Source organism: Taurinivorans muris, from assembly GCF_025232395.1.
Classification (GTDB): Bacteria; Desulfobacterota; Desulfovibrionia; order Desulfovibrionales; family Desulfovibrionaceae; genus Taurinivorans; species Taurinivorans muris.
In genome coordinates this window covers 611069-627933 of the sequence record NZ_CP065938.1, presented here as the reverse complement: position 1 = coordinate 627933, position 16865 = coordinate 611069, and the positions used below count along the sequence as shown (strand labels likewise).

The following is a 16865-nucleotide window of genomic DNA, read 5'->3' as shown; positions in this document are numbered from 1 at the left end:
TTGGGCATAGTTTTTATATTGTAGCAAAAAAACAGGATTTTAATTTATGGAATTGGTTATTTTTATTGGATTATTTTTTATGTTTGCAATTTATCTCATGCCCGTTCTCGGGCTTGGATATAAAATTTGCGAAGGTGTGCACAAAAGAGCCCTTTTCGCAAAAGCCGCAATGCAAATACAGGTTTTTTCCGCCGCGTTCTTATTTCTTGTGAGCCTTGCTCTCTTTGCCGATTATTTCATGCAGGGTATTTTATTTGAAGCGAGTTCCGCTTTTTCTGCTGTTTCAAATCTTGATTTCTGGAAGGATTTTTTGCTGCATTTGGGGCTTGCGTCTTTTGTCTTATGCCTTTTTTGCGCTTTGTCCGTCCGCTTTCCCAAATTGACATTTCTATATTTTGTCAATGGCTTAGGGGGTATTTTGCTTGTTGCCGGATTGGCGCAATGGATAAATTTCGCAGCCGTATTTGCGGTTTTGCAAGGAAATGCCAATGGTTTCGCCGCCTATTGCCTGCAGGTTGTCAGCCATTTTTTTGCTTTGCCTTCGGATGTTTTTATGGATAATCCTTACGCGCTTTTAAAAAATACCCAAGTTTTTTCTTATGCTGCAACGATGTTCTTTTTCCTTTCCGTTTTTCTGTATGCCTTGTATTTGGTTTGTATTTTGAGCATTGCTGTCCGAAATTCAATGGATTACGGACGGGATTATTATATTTTTGTGCTGAATAAATACGGTCGTGCGATTTTTTCTTTTTCACTGCTTGCCTTCGGGCTTGTTCTCATTCTTTTGATCGGTTTCCAGTTACCGTTTCAACCTGCATTTGCAGAGCTTCTGCAAAAATATTTTTCTTCCGTTTTTATTTTGCAGGCCGCCTGCGTTGTTTTGCCGGTTTTGTATTTTTTGTTTTCCATACAATTGAAGAAGAATTTTTGTTTGGCGGCTGTTCCCATGCAGAAAAAAAGCAGCATATATGCTGCCGCTGTGCTTGATTTTGTGTTCAATGCCTTTATTTTCTTTTTAATTGTCAATTGCTATTAGTTTTAATGACCGATTTTATGCGCTTGGCAAAAATTAAAAAATACGTTATTTTTTTTAACGTTATAGATAAAGATGAAAGGAGTTTCAGATGAGTTCTTCCCGTTCACAGGTGTATACCAATGCAGGGGTAAATATTGAAGCCGGCAATGATTTGGTTTCCAAAATCAAATCTATTGTGGCGACAACCCACACGAGAGGCGTGCTTTCCGATATAGGCAGTTTCGGAGGTTTGTTCAGACCGAATATCGCAGGCATGAAAGATCCTATTTTGGTTGCTTCGACTGACGGCGTGGGCACGAAACTGAAACTTGCTTTTGAATTTAATAAGCATGACACGGTTGGTATCGATCTTGTCGCCATGAGTGTGAACGATATTCTTGTGCAAGGCGCGGAACCTTTGTTTTTTTTGGATTACTACGCATGCAGCAAGCTTGATGTGGCAAAAGCCCAGCAAGTGATTGCGGGAATTGCAGAAGGGTGCCGGCAGTCCGCTTGTACGTTGCTTGGCGGCGAAACTGCCGAAATGCCCGGAATGTATGCAGATGAAGATTACGATTTGGCAGGTTTTTGTGTCGGGCTCGTTGATAATGAATCGCTGGTCGATGGTTCCGAAATTAAAAGCGGTGATGTGATTATCGGTATTCAGTCTTCCGGTGTCCATTCCAACGGTTATAGTTTGGTAAGAAAGATTTTTGCTCAAAGCGGAGCGAAAAAGGATGATATTTTCCCCGGAACAGACAAGACGTTTGCCGAAGTTTTGCTTGAACCCACGATTATTTATGTGGAATGTCTGAAATCCGTCATGCGTGAAGTTGAAATCAAAGGTATGGTGCACGTTACCGGGGGCGGATTTTATGACAATATCCCCCGTGTATTGCCTCAGTCGGTAAAAGCTGTCATTGATTTCGGCTCTTGGGATATTCCTCCGGTTTTCAATTGGCTGAAAGAGCAAGGCGGTTTGTCTTGGGCTGAAATGCTGCAAATTTTCAACAGCGGAATAGGCTACATTCTTATTCTTGATAAGGAATATGCTCAAAAGACCTTGGATATGCTCGCCGGGGTGAATATGAAAGCATGGCAAATCGGTTCCATCGCAATAAAAACAGACAGCGATGCCGAAGCCGTGCAAATCAATTTTTAAAATAGGGCTTGGACACAGCCCTTTTTTATGATATGCGGATTGTCGTAAGCGCTTGTCTGGCGGGTTTTTCCTGCAGATATGACGGTAAAGCCAATACGGTTCCTTTCATACGAAGCCTGTATGAACGAAATTTGGTTCTGCCTCTTTGCCCTGAATGTTTAGGCGGACTTCCTGTTCCGAGAACCCCCTGTGAAATACGGGCTGATAGGGTTATTTCAAAAAACGGAACGGACTGCACGCAAAATTTTATGTCGGGGGCATTTTTAGCGTTGCAGTATGCGCGTTTTTACGGCGCCAACTTTGCAATTTTAAAAGAAAAATCACCCAGCTGCGGTGTAGGGCAGGTTTACGACGGAACTTTTTCCAAGACACTCATCAAAGGTGACGGAATATTCGCCCGTATGCTCAGGGAAAATAATTTTTTTGTATGTACGGAAAAGGACAGTGTTCTTGAAAAATTTTTAACCTGGTTTTCTTGTGATTATGAATGATACGTACGACTGGTCCGAAAAATTGGAAAAATTTTCTTTGGAAGTTTCAAAGCCGAAAGCAGGTATTTTGATTGCCGCTTACGGTTCTTCAAATATGCAAAGCGGTCAGGCGATACGAAACTTTCAAGCAAAGCTTGAAAGATATTTCAATATTCCCGTACGTATAGCATTTACCTCGGAAACGCTCCGCAAACGTTTAGCCCATGCGCGCACAAAATCGGATTCTGTTTTAAAAGCATTAAAAAAAATGGAATTTGAGCGTTTTACGCATATTGTAGTGCAAAGTTTGCATTTAATCGCAGGCATGGAATACTGCGATGTTTTGGAAGATACGAATATTGCAAGAAATTCAAGCAGGTTGAAAATCAGTTTCGGGTTACCTCTTTTGAATGCTGAAGAAGACATTTTGCCTGTTGTAAAAGCGCTGCATAAAATTCTTCCTGAAAAATTTCAGGAAAACGATATCGCTGTTTTTATGGGGCACGGCACAAACCATGAAGCGGAACAGCTTTACCTCGCCCTTTCTTCCAAATTAACGGAAACGTATCCGTCTCTTTATGCTGCATGCATGGAAGGTTCATATACGTTGACGCACGTATTGGACGAACTGGAAAAAAAAGCCCGTATTAACAAGGTATGGCTCTTGCCTTTGCTTACGGTTATTGGTAAACACGCTCTATGCGATATGGCGGGCGATGACGAGTTTTCATGGAAAAGCAGGGTCCTTCGCCAAGGCTATTCATGTGAGCCGTATTTGAAAGGCTTGGCGGAATCAAATGAAATTCAAAACATTTGGATACGAAGAATTGAACAAGCTATTGCAATGTTATAGGAGTGAAAAATGGCTGTTGTTTCTGAAATGATGAAAGAAAGTATTGAACAAGGTTCGCTTATCCGGCAAATGTTTGATTTGGGAATAAAACTGAAACAGCAGTACGGAGAAGAGAATGTATTGGATTTCAGTCTTGGAAATCCCGATTTGCCTCCTCCTCCCGTTGTTCAGGAAGCAATGGCGGATTTGGCAAAAAACCTTAATCGTCCCGCAAGCTTAGGATATATGCAGAATGCAGGCTTTGCATGGGCACTTGAGGCTTTGGCGGAAGAATTGTCCAAAGAACAGGGAGTCGGATTAAGCCGTTTTGATGTGATGCTGAGCTGCGGCGCGGCAGGCGCCATGAACGCTTTTTTTCATTCCGTGCTTGAACGTGATGATGAAGTTTTGGCTTTTACGCCGTATTTCGGAGAATATAAATTTTATGTGAGAAACCATGGCGGTATTTTAAAAACCGTTCCGACCCGTGAAGATTTCATGCCTGATTTTGATGCATTGGAAAAAAGCATCACACCTAAAACAAGGGCTCTTATCATCAATTCTCCCAATAATCCCACGGGGGTGATATATTCAGAGGGTGTGCTGAAAAAATTGGTTGCAATTCTTGAAAGCGCAAGCAAAAAGAACGGTCGTCCCGTTTATTTGGTTTCCGATGAGCCTTACCGTTATTTGGCTTATGACAATTGCCAAGTTCCTTCTGTTCTTCCTTTATATACATATGCTGTCGTTATCAGTTCGTTTTCCAAAAAATACGGCATTGCAGGGGAAAGAATAGGCTATTTGGCTGTATCTCCCGAAATTGAAGACAAAGAATTGCTTATGGGGGCTTGTATCATGTCCAACAGGATTTTGGGATTTGTTAATCCTCCTGTGGTCGGGCAGTATTTAATGAAAGCGGCTCTCGGTTCTTCCACGGAAAATGCTTTGTCTGTCTATGCGAAACGCCGTGAAATTTTTTGCGATATTTTGGATAACGCAGGCATTGAATACCAAAAACCAATGGGAGCGTTTTATATTTTTCCGAAAGCGCCCGACGGGGATGACGAACTCTTTATTAAATGTCTGCAGGAAGAAAAAATATTGGGTGTTTCCGGAAAAGGTTTCGGGCTTGCAGGCTATATAAGGCTTTGTTATGCTGTTGAAGAGCGCGTTATCGAAAAATCACGCGAAGGTTTTAAACGGGCTGCGGATAAAGCAAGGAGCGTGAAGCAAGATCGGAAGAACGTTTAAAATCATAATTTTTTAGAAAAAAACAGTAAATGGTATTATTTTTCTTGACAAATTCATTAACTTATCTGTAAATTACCCTTTCGCAAGGAGAGTATATGAAAGAATTTCAGATGTTATTGCGGGATGTTGAACAAAACGGTCAGACATTTCACTATAATAATCAGAAAATTTGGCTTGAGCCCATGAAAGAATTTCATATTTCCTGCAAGATTATCGACGATATCCAAGCTGAAGTCTTTGTTCTTCCCGAAGAGGACGGTTGTCTTTTCAGAGGAAAGCTTCGCGGAAAGGTTTCTGTTCCATGCGATAGGTGTGCGGAAGAAACGGAAATCAAGATTGATTATGTGTTTGATGAATTTGAAGGGTATCCCCCTGCGGACCAAGAAGAAATTCTTGATGATACCCTTGACGACAACAGAGTGATTTTCAAAGATAAGAATGCTCTTGTTCTTGATATGGGAGCGTTGCTTTGGGAAGAATTTGTTTTGACGCTGCCTACGAAGCCTTTATGCAAAAACAATTGCAAAGGGGTTTGTCCGAAGTGCGGCAAGAATTTGAATGAAGGAATTTGTGCTTGCGAAGATGAGGGAAGCGACCCTCGTTTTGCAGTTCTTAGAAACTTGAAAATACAATAAAGCCAAAAGCTTATTAAGGAGATTGAAATGGCTGTTCAACAAAATAAAAAATCTCATTCCAAAAAAGGTATGCGCCGATCACATGACCGCATTGCAAAACCTTCTGTAATTTATTGCTCCTGTGGTGCTCCGACTCTTCCCCATGCGGTATGTCCTGCTTGTGGAAAGTATAAAGGCCGCCAAGTAGAAGCAGTAAGCGGAAATGAAGAATAGCAATATCTTGGCAGTGGATGCAATGGGAGGGGATTTCGGACCTTCCGTTGTTGTCCCCGGAGCTTTGAAAGCCGGTCAAAAATGCGGAGCCAAAATTCTTCTTGTTGGCATTGAAAGCGCCATTCAGGAAGTTTTGGATACGCTTCCCGATGATTTGAAAACAGTGGATTTTTCCATTGTCCATGCTTCGCAGGTTGTGGATATGCATGAAAAACCATCGGATATTTTACGTCAGAAGAAAGATTCTTCCATTCAAGTCGCTTGCAGGCTTGTTAAGGACGGAAAAGCCCATTCTGTCATCAGTGCCGGTCATTCCGGGGCCTGCGTTGCCTGCGGGATGTTTATCATTGGCAGGATTTCCGGGGTTGAACGTCCTTGTCTGGCAACAATCATGCCTACGAAAACAACTCCCCGGCTGGTGCTTGATGTCGGGGCCAATGTTGAATGCAAACCGCATCATTTGTTTCAATTTGCTTTAATGGGTTCCGCCTTTGCCAAAGATATTTTGGGATATGAAGAACCCAGCGTTGGCATTTTAAGTATCGGTGAAGAAGAAGGCAAAGGCACATGCACCGTTAAGGAAGCCTATGATTTATTGAAAGTCGCCCATAATATCAATTTTGTCGGAAACGTTGAAGGACGTGATATTTTTATCGGCAATGTCGATGTTATCGTTTGCGACGGATTTGTCGGCAATATAGCTTTGAAATTGAGTGAGGGCTTGGCTCTTTCCCTTTTCGATATTTTAAAAAAGGAATTGCTCGGAAACGGTCTTTTGCCGAAAATCGGCGCTTTTTTAGCGAAAAAAGCTTTTAAGAATTTAGCGAAAAAAATCGATTATGCCGAATACGGCGCGGCGCCGCTTTTGGGGTTGCAAGGCAGCAGTTTTGTTTGCCATGGCGCCAGCAATTCCCGTGCTATTGAAAATGCCGTCCTTATGGCGAATACATATCTTGAAAAAGGCACCCATAACCGTTTATTGGCAAATCTTAAAGAAAATGAAGAACTTACAAGTTATGCCCGTTCTTCCGTATAATCATGAGTATGTTTTGTCAAATCACAGGTCTTGGTGTCAGTGTTCCGGAAAATACCGTATCGAATTTTGATTTGGAAAAAATCATGGATACGAGTGACGAGTGGATAAGCACCCGTACCGGTATCAAAAACCGCCGTATTTTGCGTGATGATGAAAATATTTCTGAATATGCTTGTGTTGCGGCTCGAAAAGCAATCGAAGAAGCGCAAATTCCCCTTTCTAAAATAACCCACCTGCTTGTTGCCACATGTTCGCCTGAAACATTGTCGCCAAGCGTTTCTTGTATCATAGCGCAAAAACTGGGGCTTTCAGAGTATTCCGGTTTGCAGCTCATCTCAAATTCCAATTCCAGCCTTGTTTGTTTTGATTTCAATGCGGCTTGTTCCGGTTTTGTCTACGGGCTTGAACTTGCCCGCGCTTTTCTCGCTCTTGATGATAATGCCGTTGTTTTGCTTGTCACGGCTGAAAGTTTATCCCGGAGAATGAATTTTCAGGACAGGACCACAAGTGTTTTGTTCGGTGACGGGGCGGGGGCTGTCGTTATTCAAAAAAATGGCGAAGCGCTTTTTGATATTATTGATGTATCGCTCGGTGCGGATGGCGATTATAAGGATTTGATTCGTATCGGCGGCGGAACGGATAAAAAGGTCCGGGTCGGAGACAGAATTTCTGAAGATTTTTTTTTGACCATGCAAGGCAAGGAAGTTTTTAAATGCGCAGTACGGGGAATGGTTCAGGAAAGCTTGAAATTATTGGAAAAAAATAATTTGTCCGTGCAAGATGTCGATTTGTTCCTCGCCCACCAGGCAAATTTGCGGATCATTGAGGCTGTCGGCGAGCGTTTGGCTATTCCCAAAGAGAAAGTTTTTACAAACTTGGAGAAGTATGGAAATACTTCCGCAAGTTCCATTGTGTTGGCTATGGCGGAAGCGCGGGAACAAGGCCTTTTGAAAAAGGGGCAAAAAACTTTGCTGACTGCTTTCGGAGCTGGTTTGACTTGGGGGTCGGCTTTAATTTCATGACATGAGTAATTTTTTTTATAAAAAAAATTCTTAATAAAGTAAATTAAAGCTTGAAAAAACATAAAAACTGTTTTAAAGTTTTTTAATAAATTTGAAACAGAGTATGATTATGAGTAACGAATTGGTTTCAACCGCTCTTGTTACGGGAGCTTCACGGGGTATCGGCAAAGCTGTTGCCCTGACTCTTGCGAAAGACGGGTATCAGGTTTACCTCACGTATGTATCAAAACCGCAGGAAGCGGAAAATGTTGTGCAGGAAATTATCGCTTCAGGCGGAAAAGCGAAAGCCTTTTGTCTGAATGTCGGTGACAGTGAAGCTGTGAATCAGTTTTTCAAAGATGAAATTAAAGATAAAGTTCGTTTGGATGTTTTGGTCAATAATGCAGGAATTACGAAAGACGGTTTAATTCTCCGCATGAAGGATGAAGATTTCAATGCAGTTATTGATGTCAATCTGAAAGGAGCTTTTACTTGTCTTAGGGAAGCGACAAAAATTATGGCTAAACAGCGTTTCGGGCGTGTTGTGAACATTGTTTCCGTTGTCGGACTTATGGGAAATGCAGGACAAGCCAATTATGTGGCTGCAAAAGCGGGGCTTATCGGCATTACGAAATCAGCCGCAAAAGAGTTCGGTTCCCGCTGTATTACTGTTAACGCTGTTGCCCCCGGTTTTATTGAAACGGATATGACAGCTAAATTGCCTGACGATGTGAAAGCGAAATATGCTGAAGCAATTCCTTTGGGGCTTTTTGGTTCTGTTCAAAATGTCGCAGATGCTGTTTCCTTTTTAGCATCTGATAAGGCAGCATATATTACAGGTCAGGTACTATCGGTTAACGGTGGTCTTTATTGTTAACTAAAAAATAAAACCCGTTGGAGGGAATATGTCTGTTGAAGCAAAAATTAAAACCATTATTCAAGACCAATTAGGCGTTTCTGAAGAAGAAGTGAAAATGGATGCATCTTTTGTTGAAGATTTAGGTGCTGATTCTCTTGATCTTACCGAGCTCATCATGGCTATGGAAGATGCATTTGACTGTGAAATCAAAGATGAAGACGCACAAAAGATTTTAAAAGTTAAAGATGCTATCGACTACGTGAAAAAACACGTAGGCGAATAATTTTGTAAGACGCCTTATCAAGGCGTCTTATTTTATAAAAAAAATATAAGTATAAGGATGTGAGATGACTAGAAAACGCGTTGTTGTTACTGGAATTTCCGCAATTACTCCTTTAGGGCTTGATGTTGAAAGCACTTGGGAAGGAATTTTGGCAGGCAAATCCGGTATCAAAAAAATCACCAGTTTTGATACGACGGGGTTTGACACTGACATTGCAGGTGAAATTACAGATTTTAATCCGGATACTTATATTCAGCCGAAACAAAGCAAACGCATGGACAGATTTACCCAGCTTTCCGTTTGCGCGGCTATGCAGCTCATTGAAAATTCCGGGTATACGATCACAGCTGAAAATGCGGACAGAGTTGGCGTTATTCTTGGTGTCGGTCTTGGCGGTTTGGCGACTATCGAAGTCTTTCATTCCAAATTGGTCGAAGCGGGGCCTTCCCGTGTTTCTCCTTTTTATATTCCTATGCTTATTTCCAATATAGCTCCGGGACAAATCGCCATCGCCGTGGGTGCCAAAGGACCGAACTATGTTTTAACCAGCGCCTGTGCTTCCGCAACCCATTCCATCGGCAGCGCGTATACGGAAATTGTTATGGGACGCTGTGATGCCATGATTACGGGCGGTGCGGAATCCACAATTACGCCAATGGGTATTTCCGGCTTTACCTCTATGAAAGCCCTTTGCACAAAATACAACGATAGCCCTGAAAAGGCTTCCCGTCCTTTTGATGCCGAACGCGGCGGCTTTGTCATGGGCGAAGGGGCAGGCATGCTGTTGCTTGAAAGCCTTGACAGCGCGCTGGCTCGCGGTGCCCATATTTATGCGGAAGTTGTGGGCTTCGGCGCTTCCGATGATGCAAATCATATGGTTGCTCCGCTTGAAACAGGCGAGGGTATGGCTCTTGCGATGAAGAGAGCCTTGCAAGACGCCCAAGTCGACCCTAACGAAATCGACAGCATAAACGCCCATGGGACTTCCACCCATGCCAATGATGAAGCGGAAACAAAAGCTATCAAACAAGTTTTCGGCGATCATGCGAAAAATATCGCTATCTGTTCAAACAAATCACAGTTGGGACATTTGCTCGGCGCAGCCGGCGGCGTTGAAAGCGTACTTTCCGTTTTAACCCTTGATACCGGTATGGTTCCCGGAACCATAAATTTGGAAAATCCTGATCCTGTGTGCGATTTGAATTATATGCCCGATGGACCTAAAAAGCTTGATCCCAAATATGTTTTGTGCAGCAATTTCGGTTTTGGCGGAACAAATGCGAGCATGCTTTACAAACGTTATGAAGCATAATTCTTATTGCTAAATTTTTCTTAAAACGCTATAAAAGACTTGTCTTTTTATAGCGTTTTTTTGTATTTTTATTAGGAGTTTTTTATGCAAAACATCATTTCCCAAGACCCCAGAATTGCAGAAGCAATTTATGATGAAAACAGAAGACAAGTAACCAAATTGGAATTGATCGCTTCTGAAAATTTTGTTTCCAACGCTGTTCGTGAAGCTCAAGGTTCCATTTTGACTCATAAATATGCAGAAGGTTATCCGGGTAAAAGATATTATGGCGGCTGCGAGTACGTTGATATTCCGGAAAGCATCGCTCAGGAACGTGCCATGCAGATTTTCGGCTGCAATTATGTGAACGTGCAGCCTCATTCCGGAAGTCAGGCAAATATGGGAGCTTATTTCGCCATTGCGAAACCCGGAGATACTATTTTAGGAATGGATTTATCCCACGGCGGGCATTTGACCCACGGCAGTCCCGTAAACTTTTCCGGTAAGCTTTTCAATATCATTTCCTATGGCGTTGATAAGGAAACAGGCGTAATTGATTATGAAGCGTTAGAGCAAATCGCACATGAAAAGAAACCGCAGGTCATCGTTGCTGGTGCGAGCGCTTATTCACGTATTATTGATTTTGAACGTTTCCGCAAAATCGCAGACAGTATCGGCGCGAAACTGTTAGTCGATATGGCTCATATTGCGGGGCTTGTTGCAGCGGGGCTTCATCCCTCTCCTGTCCCTCATGCCCATATTACGACGACAACCACCCATAAAACATTGCGCGGTCCTCGCGGCGGTATGATTTTGGCAAACAGCACGGAAGAAAATGGTTTGGCGAAAACGATTAACAGCCAAATTTTCCCCGGCATTCAAGGCGGACCTTTAATGCATGTCATTGCTGCCAAAGCTGTGGCTTTCGGTGAGGCTCTCCGTCCCGGCTTTGTCGAGTACCAAAAACAAGTTCTCAAAAATGCAAGTCATCTCGCGAAGCGTTTGCTTGACGCCGGTTATGATATTGTTTCCGGCGGAACGGATAATCATTTGATGCTTTTGGATTTGACCAATAAGGACATTACGGGCAAAGACGCGGAACATGCTCTTGATAAGGCCGGTATTACCGTGAATAAAAATACCGTTCCTTTTGAAACCCGTTCACCTTTTGTGACGAGCGGCGTACGTATCGGAACACCTGCGCTTACAACCCGCGGCATGAAAGAAAAAGAAATGGATCAAGTGGCTGAATGGATTATCGATGTGCTTGCTCATGTGAATGACGACAGCCATTTGGAAAAAATCAACAAAGCCGTTGCGGAATTTGCAAGCCGCTATCCGTTGTTTGCGTATTAGTTTTTTTGTTATGATAATTTTATTTTTGCAATAATCTTGTTTTTTTTTGGGGGGGAATTATTTCCCCCAATCCTTATATGCCATTGTTATAACCATAGTTATGCCAATGGCTTTTTTTGCGGCGTTAGCACAAAAAAAAGCACCGGCTAGACCGACGCAATGAAAAATTTTCAGAAACCAAGATAGTCCTTTTCCGGTATGTTTTGCTGTGTTCGCCAGGCAAAAACTCTGCCGAAATCAAAGAGCGGTATACCGTACGAACAACAGTCAATGGTTGTTGACAGAGCACTTTAACATTTTGCTCTGAAGAAATATATGTATGATTATAAGATGAAATTGGTAAAATTTTACGGCAATCCGGTGATTAAAAGAATGTCATTATGATAGAAATGACGGACTGCATTGCCATATCCGCATGATGTTTTATCTGTTCCGCCTCATTTGCACGTATCTTTGGTTATGGATAGTTATAGGAAATAATGCTTGTAAATCCTGATAGTTGACAAGGAAAAGGTTTTATTTTAATTAATACGATAGGAAACTTTTTAGGAGGAATATCCTATGAATATTAAAAAAACTATTTTTTTTACCGTGGTTATCGCACTGCTTATTTCATCATTTGCTGCAATGGCTTTTGCGGAAGCTTACAAACGTCCGATGCCGACACACCCGCTAAGCTATGGAAATACCGTTCTTGGCGGAAACATGCCGGTAGTGTGCGTTCCGCTTACAGCAACGGCAAAAGACAAAATACTGGAAGAAGCAAAATTCGTTGCTGAACTGAAGCCTGATATGGTCGAAGTGCGTGCTGATTTTTGGGATTGTATTGAAGATACTCATGCTTCTGTCGCAATGCTTAGGGATATTGATAAAATCATTGGTGATGTTCCGATGTTATTAACCGTCCGGATAAAAGCCGAACGGGGATATAAAGACGTTTCCGACAAAGCTAAGTTTAATTTTTACAGGGCTGCCGCAAAAGAAAAGTTAGTTGAACTGATCGATATGGAACTGGCTTACGGAGAAGAAAAAATTCAATCTTTTAAAAAAGAATTGGTTAATTCCGGAATTTCCTTGGTTGTGGCGTATCATGATATGAATGCGACTCCGACAGCCGATGAAATAGTAAAGATTATGGACAGGGAAATTGCCGCAGGTGCTGATATTGCAAAAATCGTCGTGAAACCAAACAGCGAAGAAGATGTATTAACGTTTTTAAAGGGCATATTGACATTCCGCCGTACGTATTCAAAATATCCTGTCATTGCTTCCGCAAGCGGGGATATCGGCAGAATTTCCCGATTGATAGGAGGCTTGTTCGGTATTGATTTGACTTTTGCATCAGGTGTTAAAGGCTCAAATCCGACCCAAATGCCTGTTTCTGTCGTTCGTGAAGCGTTAGCTGTCATTTACCCGAACTAGGCTATGAAAATTGTTTGGAATTATATAATCAACGTATCATAATAACATATAAAAACGTTGTGCATGTTTTTTGCGTTCAGACGTTTCACTTTTTGGAAGCGGAAGTAAGTTACTGATAAGGACTGCGAAACAAAAGGCGGGATTTCCACCGTTATCTTATCCTTTGACCGGGTTCAAGAGGTGAACCCCTTGGTGTGTATTCATTATATGCTATAAAAAATTTTCAAAGAAGACGTATCAAAGTAATTGGGAAACTTATTCCGATAAAAACAAAAAACTGCCATGAATTGCGGCAGTTTTTTTATAATACTTTATATTTATAATGCATAAAAGTTTTAATTTGTGGTGCCTAGGGACAGGATTGAACTGCCCACACGAGGATTTTCAGTCCTCTGCTCTACCAACTGAGCTACCTAGGCAACGTGAGGTTTCTTTATACGTTACTTTATCTGTAATGGCAAGTTTTTTGTTGAGCATTTCTATTTAAAATTTGCATATGAACCAAAGAATTTAGTGTTTATTGGCTGATTTTTTCAATTTCACAAAGATATTTTTTCTTATTTTTCACTGTATATTCGTAAATATTTTTCGTATTCCATTTAAATTCCGAAGAATTGAAGCGTTCGGCACGAATTGGTTCCAAACTCAGGAAAATAACGGAACCGTTTGCAGAATTTGCCGGATCTTGGGTTGAGGTCAAATATGGGGCGATGAAAGGAAGCATTTTATCATAGGGCATGAACGCTCGGCTGACAATGAGCCGAGCTTTTTTTCCCTGCATAAAATTTTCCGCCCGCCCGCGGCTGACAAAAGTATTTTCCAATCCGAGTTTGGTACAAACCGTATTTAAAAAAAGCGAACGTTTTTCCCTTGCCTCAACAAGGGTATATGTTCCTTGCTTCCAAAGTATCCGTAAAGGAATGCCCGGCAGTCCCGCTCCAGCACCCAAGTCCCATGCAGTAAAATCATGTTCGTTTTCATAGGGTTCAAAGGAATGGATTTTTTCGTTTTTTTGTGCGATCGGAATGGAAAGGGGTGCAAAAACAGGGTGGGAATTAAGATATTTCGCAAGGTGAAAACTGTCCGCGACAAGTTCTGATAAAATTTCTTCCCAATCCGATTTTCCCACCAAGTTCATGGACAGATTCCATTTTTGCAGCAGGAAAAGATATTCATACAAAGCGGAAAGCTGCGGCAGCGTAAGGGAAAAGCCAAGCCTCAAACATTGTTCTTTCAAATTTTCAACAGATAATTTCCGTGTTGATTTTTGTATTTGCTGAAATTTTTTGGAGCTTTTTTTTACCGAATAAATCGGTTTATAGGGATTAGGCTTTTTATTCATATATTAAAATGAGTTATAGGTATTAATGATGAAATCAAGACATTTTTGATGTTCTTCTTTTCCATTATTGCTTATGATTTCAAAGGGTTCGCCAAATGAAATGCGAATTGGAATATCAGGATTGATAGTGCCGAAATCTTTTGTGACGGGGCTTGTTCCCCATGCATTTGTCTTGAGGGCGATAGGGATAACGGGAGCATTGGCTTTTTTCGCTAATTTCACTCCAAGCGAACTGAAATCTTCCGCTTTCACGTCCGGTTTGCGCGTGCCTTGAGCGAAGATGATAATTGATTCGCCGTTCGCCAGTTTTTCTTGTCCTTTTTCAAGCACCGTCATTAAATCCTGACGGGCATTCGTTCTTGTGACGGTAATAGGCTTTTCAGCGCTTAAAACCGGTCCGAGCAAAGGATAGTTCAAAAGGGATTCCTTAACGACAAAAGTATGATTGCAAACGGGCTGGATTATGCTTGGAAGAAAAAAGGTTTCCAGCGTGCTCATGTGATTTGCGACAAAAACACATGGTCTGTCAAGTTTTTTAATGTTTTCATGCCCTTCGATGACAATGTCCGCACCGACCGATTCCATAGCCTGACCGACAAGAAAACTGTCATAAACCCAGCGTTCATCGGAGTATTCGCCTTTCAGGGCGACACGCGAAGCGTCGTAAACTATTTTAAATAATTTCGCATAAAAAATAGGCGTGGCAAAAGGGCGTTTTTTGTTTTCAGAACGGTAATTTTGTGCGTAATGGTAAATCATTTCCATAGAAAAGTCCTATTTTTTCGTTATACGTTTCCAGTTGAAATAAAGATTTTTTTCTTCTCCGTTTTGTTTCGGAAAATAAAATTCCTTGCTTTTTGTTTCTTCGGGAAGATACTGTTGTTCAATATAGCCGTTCGGGGCATCATGGGGATAGAGATAGCCTTTTTTATATCCCCATTCCTTTTGCAGTTTAGTGGAAGCGTTTCTTAAATGCAAGGGGACAGGGTGCATGCCGTTTTTATGGATTTCCCGTGTCACGTTATGAAAAGCCGTATAGGTGCTGTTGCTTTTGGGAGCCAACGCCAAATAGACAACGGTTTGCGAAAGGGGGATGACACCTTCGGGCATTCCGATAAACTCGACGGCTTGCTGGCATGCAACCGCGTACCCCAACGCTTTCGGGTCGGCTAAGCCGATATCTTCGGATGCGGAGATGATGAGCCTTCTGCAAATAAAACGCGGGTCTTCGCCTCCCTCAATAAGGCAAGCCAAATAATACAGTGCCGCGTTCGGGTCACTGCCCCGAATGGATTTTATGAGTGCGGAAGCGAGTTCGTAATGGCTGTCCCCATTTTTGTCGTGCCTTGCGATAATTTTAGGCAAAGCTTTTTGGGCTTGTTCTAGGTTTTGTTTTTCTTTAGGCAGGGAAAAAACATATTCAAGAAGATTGAACAATGTTCTTGCATCGCCGTGGCATGCGGAACAGAGAAAGTCGATAAGATTTTCTTCAATGGATATATTTTTTCTTTCACATGCTGATAATGCAAGTTTTTTGAGGTTTTCTTTATGTAACGGATTAAGTTTTAAAACGTGCAGGCGTGATAAAAGCTGCCTTGTCACGGAAAAAGAGGGATTTTCCGTTGTTGTCGCAATAAGGGTGATTTCTCCGCTTTCCAAAATGGGCAGGAAAAAGTCCTGCTGCGCCTTGGAAAATCTGTGCACTTCATCAAGAATGAGGATGTCAATGCCCTGTATTTGTTTTCTGAGCTGCTGCAAACCGACTTCCGGGGCGCTGAGGCGCAGAATATGCTTTGAGTGCTGATGGGCTAAAATGAGCGCGAGAGAAGATTTTCCGCAGCCCGGAGGTCCGAAAAGCAAAAGGCTGGGCAGCCGCGGAGAATTGAAAAGCGTTTGGAGCTGGTCGGAAAGGTGTTCCTGTCCGACGTAGTCTTTTAAATCAAGGGGGCGCAATTCTTCCGGAAGTGGCTTCATTGTTTCTTTTGCTGTTTGTTCCACCAGTGAAGTCCAAGCACCATGACTGCCGCTGTTTCCCATCGTAAAATCCTATTACCGATCGTATATGTTTTAAAGCCCGCGTCGACAAGCAATTCAACTTCTTTCGGGCTGAATCCGCCTTCCGGGCCGATAACGCAAAGGGTATCGCCTTTCAATCCCAAATCTTTTTCAGCCAAAAAAGCTTCGTGCTGATAATCGCTTTCCACTAATAATTGTTTATGCTCAAAGTCTTTCGATTTTTCAATAAGTTCTTTCACCCCTTTGGAAAGAGCGGAAATTTCGGGAAGATAGGGGTTTTTGCATTGTTTCGCGCCTGCAATGAGCTGTTCCTGCCATGAGTTTTTCATGTCTTTCGGCACAGGGAATTGGCTGCGTTCCGCTTGCCAAAACCATAGGGCATGGGCTTCCAGTTCAACGCATTTTTCAAGAATGAATCCTCTTCTTGCGGCTTTGCCCCAACCGAGAGCGAGCGTTATTCTCGATTGTTCTTCCGGGTACATTTTTTCCGCAAGCAATGTGAGTTTCGCTTCTTTTTTGTCTATGCCTGAAATCCGGCAAATCGCTTCTTTGCCTCTTCCGTCAAGCAAACTGATTTCTTCGCCCGCTTTCAAACGCAGCACTTTGGATAAGTGGTGAAACTCGTTTCCGGTCAGTGTCAGTGTATGCCAATTTTCAGGTTCCAAATAAAACGTATGCATA

General features: G+C 42.2%; 18 protein-coding genes and 1 tRNA gene. 14 read left to right on the top strand and 5 right to left on the bottom strand.

Annotated elements, in window-relative coordinates; all coding sequences use genetic code 11:
* Positions 1 to 79: 79 nt before the first annotated feature.
* The 14 genes from JBF11_RS02875 (at position 80) to aroD (ending at position 12826) form a co-directional block, all read left to right on the top strand.
* Complete coding sequence (locus JBF11_RS02875; RefSeq protein ID WP_334315876.1) at positions 80 to 1036, top strand: hypothetical protein; 957 nt, start codon at positions 80 to 82, stop codon at positions 1034 to 1036.
* 88 nt (positions 1037 to 1124) lie between these two features.
* Positions 1125 to 2177, top strand: coding sequence for a phosphoribosylformylglycinamidine cyclo-ligase (purM, locus tag JBF11_RS02870; RefSeq protein ID WP_334315875.1), 1053 nt, complete (start codon positions 1125 to 1127; stop codon positions 2175 to 2177).
* Positions 2178 to 2209: 32 nt separating this feature from the next.
* Positions 2210 to 2668 carry a 2-thiouracil desulfurase family protein gene (locus tag JBF11_RS02865; protein ID WP_465250210.1) on the top strand — a complete coding sequence of 153 codons (459 nt, stop codon included), beginning with the start codon at positions 2210 to 2212 and terminating at the stop codon, positions 2666 to 2668.
* On the top strand, positions 2661 to 3500 hold the full coding sequence (locus JBF11_RS02860) for a sirohydrochlorin cobaltochelatase (RefSeq protein ID WP_334316306.1): 840 nt from the start codon (positions 2661 to 2663) through the stop codon (positions 3498 to 3500). Before JBF11_RS02865 ends, JBF11_RS02860 begins: the two co-directional genes overlap by 8 nt.
* 9 nt (positions 3501 to 3509) lie before the next feature.
* Positions 3510 to 4730, top strand: coding sequence for a pyridoxal phosphate-dependent aminotransferase (locus JBF11_RS02855; protein ID WP_334315873.1), 1221 nt, complete (start codon positions 3510 to 3512; stop codon positions 4728 to 4730).
* A 95-nt stretch (positions 4731 to 4825) separates the two neighbouring features.
* On the top strand, positions 4826 to 5365 hold the full coding sequence (locus tag JBF11_RS02850; protein ID WP_334315872.1) for a DUF177 domain-containing protein: 540 nt from the start codon (positions 4826 to 4828) through the stop codon (positions 5363 to 5365).
* Between the two features lie 27 nt (positions 5366 to 5392).
* Complete coding sequence (gene rpmF, locus JBF11_RS02845; protein WP_334315871.1) at positions 5393 to 5578, top strand: 50S ribosomal protein L32; 186 nt, start codon at positions 5393 to 5395, stop codon at positions 5576 to 5578.
* On the top strand, positions 5568 to 6614 hold the full coding sequence (gene plsX / locus JBF11_RS02840) for a phosphate acyltransferase PlsX (RefSeq protein WP_334315870.1): 1047 nt from the start codon (positions 5568 to 5570) through the stop codon (positions 6612 to 6614). The genes rpmF and plsX overlap by 11 nt, the downstream gene beginning before the upstream one ends.
* A gap of 2 nt (positions 6615 to 6616) precedes the next feature.
* Complete coding sequence (locus tag JBF11_RS02835) at positions 6617 to 7636, top strand: beta-ketoacyl-ACP synthase III (RefSeq protein ID WP_334315869.1); 1020 nt, start codon at positions 6617 to 6619, stop codon at positions 7634 to 7636.
* A 109-nt stretch (positions 7637 to 7745) separates the two neighbouring features.
* Positions 7746 to 8492 (top strand): 3-oxoacyl-[acyl-carrier-protein] reductase, encoded by a 747-nt coding sequence (fabG, locus tag JBF11_RS02830; RefSeq protein WP_334315868.1) that lies wholly within the window; start codon positions 7746 to 7748, stop codon positions 8490 to 8492.
* A 28-nt stretch (positions 8493 to 8520) separates the two neighbouring features.
* Entirely contained in the window at positions 8521 to 8757 is a 237-nt protein-coding gene (acpP, locus tag JBF11_RS02825) for an acyl carrier protein (RefSeq protein WP_334315867.1), read from the top strand.
* A gap of 64 nt (positions 8758 to 8821) precedes the next feature.
* Complete coding sequence (gene fabF / locus JBF11_RS02820; protein WP_334315866.1) at positions 8822 to 10069, top strand: beta-ketoacyl-ACP synthase II; 1248 nt, start codon at positions 8822 to 8824, stop codon at positions 10067 to 10069.
* A gap of 84 nt (positions 10070 to 10153) precedes the next feature.
* The gene (gene glyA / locus JBF11_RS02815; RefSeq protein ID WP_334315865.1) at positions 10154 to 11404 is read left to right on the top strand and encodes a serine hydroxymethyltransferase; all 1251 of its coding nucleotides are present in this window, start codon (positions 10154 to 10156) and stop codon (positions 11402 to 11404) included.
* 561 nt (positions 11405 to 11965) lie between these two features.
* Entirely contained in the window at positions 11966 to 12826 is an 861-nt protein-coding gene (aroD, locus tag JBF11_RS02810; protein ID WP_334315864.1) for a type I 3-dehydroquinate dehydratase, read from the top strand.
* Between the two features lie 343 nt (positions 12827 to 13169).
* On the opposite strand, the gene JBF11_RS02805 is transcribed toward aroD, so the two are convergent.
* The 5 genes from JBF11_RS02805 to JBF11_RS02785 form a co-directional block, all read right to left on the bottom strand.
* Positions 13170 to 13245: transfer RNA gene (locus JBF11_RS02805), tRNA-Phe, on the bottom strand.
* Positions 13246 to 13343: 98 nt separating this feature from the next.
* A complete protein-coding gene (locus JBF11_RS02800; protein WP_334315863.1) occupies positions 13344 to 14168 on the bottom strand; it encodes a 16S rRNA (guanine(527)-N(7))-methyltransferase RsmG in 825 nt (274 codons plus the stop codon).
* A 3-nt stretch (positions 14169 to 14171) separates the two neighbouring features.
* Positions 14172 to 14933: a lysophospholipid acyltransferase family protein gene (locus tag JBF11_RS02795; RefSeq protein ID WP_334315862.1), complete on the bottom strand. Its 762-nt coding sequence runs from the start codon at positions 14931 to 14933 to the stop codon at positions 14172 to 14174.
* A gap of 9 nt (positions 14934 to 14942) precedes the next feature.
* Positions 14943 to 16142 (bottom strand): replication-associated recombination protein A, encoded by a 1200-nt coding sequence (locus JBF11_RS02790; RefSeq protein WP_334316305.1) that lies wholly within the window; start codon positions 16140 to 16142, stop codon positions 14943 to 14945.
* Positions 16139 to 16864: a 16S rRNA (uracil(1498)-N(3))-methyltransferase gene (locus JBF11_RS02785; RefSeq protein WP_334315861.1), complete on the bottom strand. Its 726-nt coding sequence runs from the start codon at positions 16862 to 16864 to the stop codon at positions 16139 to 16141. Before JBF11_RS02785 ends, JBF11_RS02790 begins: the two co-directional genes overlap by 4 nt.
* Position 16865 lies beyond the last annotated feature (1 nt).

Bases quoted from the DNA above. Each gene is read 5' to 3' on its own strand.
- JBF11_RS02875 (WP_334315876.1), top strand. From the start codon at position 80: ATGTTTGCAATTTATCTCATGCCCGTTCTCGGGCTTGGATATAAAATT.
- purM (WP_334315875.1), top strand. From the start codon at position 1,125: ATGAGTTCTTCCCGTTCACAGGTGTATACCAATGCAGGGGTAAATATT.
- JBF11_RS02865 (WP_465250210.1), top strand. From the start codon at position 2,210: ATGCGGATTGTCGTAAGCGCTTGTCTGGCGGGTTTTTCCTGCAGATAT.
- JBF11_RS02860 (WP_334316306.1), top strand. From the start codon at position 2,661: ATGAATGATACGTACGACTGGTCCGAAAAATTGGAAAAATTTTCTTTG.
- JBF11_RS02855 (WP_334315873.1), top strand. From the start codon at position 3,510: ATGGCTGTTGTTTCTGAAATGATGAAAGAAAGTATTGAACAAGGTTCG.
- JBF11_RS02850 (WP_334315872.1), top strand. From the start codon at position 4,826: ATGAAAGAATTTCAGATGTTATTGCGGGATGTTGAACAAAACGGTCAG.
- rpmF (WP_334315871.1), top strand. From the start codon at position 5,393: ATGGCTGTTCAACAAAATAAAAAATCTCATTCCAAAAAAGGTATGCGC.
- plsX (WP_334315870.1), top strand. From the start codon at position 5,568: ATGAAGAATAGCAATATCTTGGCAGTGGATGCAATGGGAGGGGATTTC.
- JBF11_RS02835 (WP_334315869.1), top strand. From the start codon at position 6,617: ATGAGTATGTTTTGTCAAATCACAGGTCTTGGTGTCAGTGTTCCGGAA.
- fabG (WP_334315868.1), top strand. From the start codon at position 7,746: ATGAGTAACGAATTGGTTTCAACCGCTCTTGTTACGGGAGCTTCACGG.
- acpP (WP_334315867.1), top strand. From the start codon at position 8,521: ATGTCTGTTGAAGCAAAAATTAAAACCATTATTCAAGACCAATTAGGC.
- fabF (WP_334315866.1), top strand. From the start codon at position 8,822: ATGACTAGAAAACGCGTTGTTGTTACTGGAATTTCCGCAATTACTCCT.
- glyA (WP_334315865.1), top strand. From the start codon at position 10,154: ATGCAAAACATCATTTCCCAAGACCCCAGAATTGCAGAAGCAATTTAT.
- aroD (WP_334315864.1), top strand. From the start codon at position 11,966: ATGAATATTAAAAAAACTATTTTTTTTACCGTGGTTATCGCACTGCTT.
- JBF11_RS02800 (WP_334315863.1), bottom strand. From the start codon at position 14,168: ATGAATAAAAAGCCTAATCCCTATAAACCGATTTATTCGGTAAAAAAA.
- JBF11_RS02795 (WP_334315862.1), bottom strand. From the start codon at position 14,933: ATGGAAATGATTTACCATTACGCACAAAATTACCGTTCTGAAAACAAA.
- JBF11_RS02790 (WP_334316305.1), bottom strand. From the start codon at position 16,142: ATGAAGCCACTTCCGGAAGAATTGCGCCCCCTTGATTTAAAAGACTAC.
- JBF11_RS02785 (WP_334315861.1), bottom strand. From the start codon at position 16,864: ATGCATACGTTTTATTTGGAACCTGAAAATTGGCATACACTGACACTG.